Consider the following 5,453-nt stretch of genomic DNA (forward strand, 5'->3'; position numbering starts at 1 on the left):
ATCGATCGTTACGGCGTGCGATGGCAGGTCGCACCCCACTCGCTGTACGACCTGTGGCGGTCGGGGGACCGGGCCGCCGCCGCACGGGCCTTCACGGTGATGATGGACATGGTCAGACTCGACGTGGCGGCTCTGGAGAGAGCGGCCCGGGGAGCCTGACGAGGTCGCCGCGGCGAAGGCCCGCATACGCGGCTCAGAGCCCGGGGCGTTTACCGATCGTCAGCGTGACCTCGCCGGTGTGGGCGAAGAAGTCCTCGCCCTTGTCGTCGACCACGATGAACGCCGGGAAGTCCTCCACGTCGATCTTCCACACCGCCTCCATGCCGAGCTCCTCGTACTCGATCACCTCGACGTGCTTGATGCAGTCCTGCGCAAGGCGGGCGGCGGGGCCGCCGATCGATCCCAGGTAGAACCCACCGTGGGTCGCGCAGGCCTCGGTGACCTGCTTCGACCGGTTCCCCTTGGCGAGCATGACCATGGATCCGCCCGCCGCCTGGAACTGCTCGACGTAGGAGTCCATGCGGCCGGCCGTGGTGGGACCGAACGACCCCGACGGCATGCCCTCCGGGGTCTTGGCAGGGCCTGCGTAGTAGACCGGGTGGTCCTTGAGGTACTGGGGCATCTCCTCGCCGGCGTCGAGCCGCTCCTTGATCTTGGAGTGGGCGATATCGCGGGCGACGACCAGGGGACCGGTCAGCGACAACCGGGTCTTGACGGGGTGCTTGCTGAGCTCGGCGAGGATCTCTGGCATGGGCTTGTTGAGGTCGATCTTCACCGCGGCGCCCTTGCCGGTACCGGACACGCCGTGTGTCGCGGCGTCCAGCTCCGCATCGGTGGTCGCGGGCAGGAACCGGCCGGGGTCGAACTCGAGCTTCTCGAGGAACACGCCTTCCGGCGTGATCTTGGCCTTGGCCTGGCGATCGGCGCTGCAGGAGACGGCGATCGCCACCGGGAGCGAGGCCCCGTGGCGCGGGAGCCGCACCACGCGCACGTCGTGGCAGAAGTACTTGCCACCGAACTGCGCTCCGATCCCGATCTGCTGGGTCAGTTCGAAGACCTTCTCCTCCAGCTCCACGTCGCGGAACCCCCGGCCCGACATGGCCCCTTCCCTGGGGAGTTCGTCCAGGTAGTGGGCCGAGGCGAGCTTGGCGGTCTTGACCGCGAACTCGGCCGAGGTCCCGCCCACCACGATGGCGAGGTGGTAGGGCGGGCAGGCCGCGGTGCCGATGGAGCGGATCTTCTCCTCGATGAACTGCATCATCCGCTCGGGATTGAGGATCGCCTTGGTCTCCTGGTACAGGAAGGACTTGTTGGCCGAGCCGCCGCCCTTGGCCATGAACAGGAACTTGTAGCTGTTCTCGTGGCCGGGAGTGGTGTCCGCGCCGATCTCGATCTGGGCCGGGAGGTTGCTCCCGGTGTTCTTCTCGTCCCACATGGTGAGGGGGGCGTTCTGCGAGTAGCGCAGGTTGAGACGGGTGAACGCGTCGTAGACGCCGCGAGCGACCGCCTGTTCATCCGGGCCCGGGGTCAACACGTGCTGACCGCGCTCGCCCTTGACGATCGCGGTGCCGGTGTCCTGGCACATCGGCAGTACCCCGCCGGCGGCGATGTTGGCGTTCTTGAGCAGATCCAGAGCGACGAACTTGTCGTTGTCACTGGCCTCGGGGTCGTCGAGGATCTTGGCGACCTGGGCGAGGTGATCGGGGCGCAGGTAGTGCGAGATGTCGTGCATGGCCGTCTCGGTGAGCAACCGGATCGCCTCGGGCTCCACGCGCAGGAACGTCGTGCCGTCCGGACCCTCGACCGTGGATACGCCCTCGGTGGTCAGGAGGCGGTACTCGGTGGTGTCCGCACCGACCGGGAGGAGGTCCTCATAGACGAACTCGGGCATTGACGCTCCTGATTCCTGAGACGCGGCTAACACTCGGGTCCAGGGTAATCGCCCGATCGCGCAGGTCAGAATCGGGTGTCCCGCAGGGGGACGAAGCGGTATCCGCCGTGGTCGGTGACCTCGAGGTCCCCTTGATTGCGTCGTACCCGGTGCATGACGTCCCCCCAGGGTGCGACCATCACGCCGCCGTCGGCGAGCTGATCCACCAGTTCCTGCGGGAGGGCGTCGCCCATGGCGGAGACGAGGATCCGGTCGAACAGGCCGTGCTCCGGCAATCCCAGGACGCCGGGCCGCGCCTGGTGAACCGACACCCAGGGCTGGGGGATCGCCGCCCGCGAGCGCTCGACCAGCTCAGGAACCAGCTCGACCGCGAACACGGCAGACCCCGGGCCCCCGAGTTCTCCGAGTATCGCCGAGGTCCAACCGCTGCCGGAACCGACGTCGAGGGCCCTCATCCCGGGGAAGGGTTCGAGAAGGGCCAGCATGGTCGCCACGGTGGAGGGCTGAGAGTTGGTCTGCCCGAAGCCGATGGGCAGCGGCGCGTCGCGTTGGTGGTCGCCCGCGACCTCCGGTGGGAGGAACCGGCGCCGGTCCTGGGCGCGCATCGCCCGGCGGATCTCCGAGGTGGGCATGGCGGCCTCCCTTCACCGGGGGTGTGGGTTCGAGGGTAGACCTCTGCCGGGTCGTGACGACGACGACACCGAGGCCCCGGGCGTGGGTGAACGGCTCTCCGCGTCCTGAAAGCGGCACTAGTGTCGTGGCATGCGCTTCGGACTCTTCCTGCCCCAGGGCTGGCGACTCGACCTGGTCGACGTGCCTCCCGCCCGGCACTGGCCGGTCATCACCGACCTCGCCTCCCGGGCGGACGCGGGCCCGTGGGAGTCGGTGTGGGTGTACGACCACATGCACACCGCGCCGCTCACCACCGGTGAGGCCACCCATGAGGCCTGGACCCTGATGTCCGCGCTGGGCGCGGCGACCACCCGGGTCCGGCTCGGTCAGATGTGCACCTGTCTGGGGTACCGCAACCCCGCGCTGCTGGCCAAGATGGCCTCGACCGTCGACCACATATCCGGCGGTCGGGTCGAGATGGGGATCGGCGCCGGGTGGTACGAGCACGAGTGGCGGGCATACGGCTACGGCTTCCCCTCCGCGGGCGAGCGAATCGCGATGCTCGACGAGGGAGTGCGCATCATGCGCGACGCCTGGGCCGACGGCATCGTCTCGCTCGAGGGAGACCATTTCCGGATCGACGGTGCCATCGTGCAACCCCGGCCACTGCAGGAGGGCGGCATCCCGACGTGGATCGCCGGCGGCGGCGAGCGCAAGACGCTCCGGATCGCCGCCCGCCACGCCGACTACACCAACTTCGACGGCAGCCCCGAGGGGTTCGCCCACAAATCACAGGTCCTGGCGCGGCACTGCGCCGACCTGGGGCGGGACCCGTCCGAGATCACGCGCACCGCGAACTACAACGTCGCGGTGGGGGAGACGGAGAGGGACGTCGCCGACAGACTCGCGTTCCTCCGCGACCGGATGGCCCGCCACGTCGGGCAGGACGAGGCGGAGCGGCAGCTCGGCGCGTACCGCGGTCTGCCCGCGGTGGGCACGCCCGAGCAGATCGTGGACAAGCTGCGCGGACTCGAAAGTCTGGGGATGACCTACGGCGTCTTCTACTTCCCCGAGATCGCCACCGACACCTCTGGCCTCGCGCTGTTCGAACGAGAGGTCATCCCCGCCCTGGCGTGACCCGCCGCCCGGGCGGACGCCCACACCATCCCCGATGACCGGAGTGTGACCCGCGATGAAGGACATCCACTACGAGGAACTGCCGCCCGAGGCGGTCCTCGAGCACGTCACGCCGGGGATGCACATCATCTCGCCGATCCAGAACGCGGCGCCCCCGGCCCTGCTGCGCGCCCTCGACGCGGGTGCGGAGAGACTCGAGAACGTCACCGTCCACCACATGGATCCCTGGGAGTCACTTCCGTTCATGGAGGGTGCGTACCCCGGCAGGCTCCGGCATGTGGACTACTTCCTCGGCCCGGGGTCACGGAAGAACTTCCACGAGGGCACGTGTGACCTCGTCCCGGTCGACTTCGCCCAGGTCCCCGCGACCCTGCGTGAGTTCAGCCCGCCCGGGCTCGCGATCACCACGGTGTCCGAGATCGACGAACACGGGTTCTTCTCCATGGGCACCAACGCCGACTACGTGGCGTCCTTCATCGGGCAGGTGCCGTTCTTCGTGGAGGTCAACGCCAGGATGCCGCGGACATTCGGCCGGAATCACATCCACATCTCCCAGGTCGTGGGGGTGACCCGGAACGACGCGCCGATGATCACCGTCGACCCGCCGGTGCCCGGTGAGATCGAGCACGCGATCGCCGACGTCATCGCCGAGCGGGTCCCCGACGGGGCCTGCCTGCAGCTCGGCGTCGGCAAGCTCCCCAACGCCGTGCTGTCCCGTCTCACGGGGCACGAGAACCTGGGCATCCACACCGAGGCTCTGTCGGACGGGGTGATGGACCTCGTGGACGCCGGCGTCATCGACGGTTCGCGGAAGACCGGTAGGCCGTTCAAACACGTCACCACCTTCGCGGTGGGGTCACAGAAGCTCATGGACTGGCTGCACAACAACCCCTCGGTCGCCATGCTGCCGGTGGACATCGTCAACGACCCGCGTGTGATCGGCCTGGAGCACAACCTCCACTCGATCAACGCCACGAGCGAGGTCGACCTCTACGGACAGGCGGCGTCGGAGACCATCGGGGGTCGGTACTGGTCCGGCGCCGGTGGGCAGGCGGACTTCGCCAGGGGCTGCAGGTTCTCGCCCGGTGGCCACGGGTTCATCGTCACCCCGTCCCAGACGTCCCGGGGGATCAGCCGCATCACCCTCTCGCTTACCCCCGGCAGCCCGGTGACGACCCACAAGAACATCATCGACAGCGTGGTCACCGAGTACGGGATCGCCACGCTGAGGGGCCGGTCGGTGTCCGCCCGGGCGGCCGCGTTGATCGCGATCGCCCACCCGGATCACCGCGACCGTCTGAGTCGGGAGGCCCGAGAGGTCGGCTTGATGCCGCGGACTCTGCACTGACCGGGGCCCCGCAACTCCGGCGCCCCGCGCGCCCACCGGTGGCAGGCGTTCGGGAGGGGGGTTACGTTCCCGGTGGAATGTGACCCCTGGAATCGGAGGCTGTTATGGACCCCATCATCTGGATCGTCATCGGGGTGGTCGCGTTGGTCGTGGTCATCGCGCTCATCGCGGTGGCCACGAAGAACAGCAGTCGCAAGAAGCTGGGTGAGGCTGCAGAACTGCGGAAGGACGCGCGCGAGCGGGAGCAGCAGCTCGAACGCCAACACTCCGTCGCCCGTGAACAGGAGCATCGCGCGGGCGCGGCGGAGCAGGAGGCCCAGGCCAAGGCCGCGGAGGCGGACCGGCTTCGCGCGGAGGCCGAGCAGCATCGTTCCGTGCTCGACGAGCAGCGTCAGGACGTGCGGCGCATGGAGGAGCACGCCGACAAGCTCGACCCCAAGCACCGCGCCGACGCGCCGGGCCGTG

Annotated in this window: 5 protein-coding genes; 3 read left to right on the forward strand and 2 right to left on the reverse strand. The window is 68.8% G+C overall.

Annotated features, from left to right (window positions below):
* Positions 1-193: 193 nt before the first annotated feature.
* Together G6019_RS10870 and G6019_RS10875 are read right to left on the reverse strand one after the other, a co-directional pair.
* Entirely contained in the window at positions 194-1,891 is a 1,698-nt protein-coding gene (locus tag G6019_RS10870; protein WP_107756771.1) for a fumarate hydratase, read from the reverse strand.
* 65 nt (positions 1,892-1,956) lie between these two features.
* Positions 1,957-2,523, reverse strand: coding sequence for a protein-L-isoaspartate O-methyltransferase family protein (locus G6019_RS10875; RefSeq protein ID WP_182613778.1), 567 nt, complete (start codon positions 2,521-2,523; stop codon positions 1,957-1,959).
* A 130-nt stretch (positions 2,524-2,653) separates the two neighbouring features.
* On the opposite strand from G6019_RS10875, the gene G6019_RS10880 reads away from it, so the two are divergent.
* From G6019_RS10880 to G6019_RS10890, 3 genes are all read left to right on the forward strand, one after another.
* Positions 2,654-3,640, forward strand: a complete 987-nt coding sequence (locus G6019_RS10880) for an LLM class F420-dependent oxidoreductase (protein ID WP_182613777.1) — start codon at positions 2,654-2,656, stop codon at positions 3,638-3,640.
* A gap of 55 nt (positions 3,641-3,695) precedes the next feature.
* Complete coding sequence (locus G6019_RS10885) at positions 3,696-4,988, forward strand: acetyl-CoA hydrolase/transferase family protein (protein ID WP_182613776.1); 1,293 nt, start codon at positions 3,696-3,698, stop codon at positions 4,986-4,988.
* Between the two features lie 104 nt (positions 4,989-5,092).
* On the forward strand, positions 5,093-5,453 hold a 361-nt coding region (locus G6019_RS10890; RefSeq protein WP_182627577.1), incomplete at its 3' end, for a hypothetical protein.

Origin of the sequence: Dietzia sp. DQ12-76, assembly GCF_014145045.1 — a bacterium.
In the GTDB taxonomy this organism is placed as follows: Bacteria; Actinomycetota; Actinomycetes; order Mycobacteriales; family Mycobacteriaceae; genus Dietzia.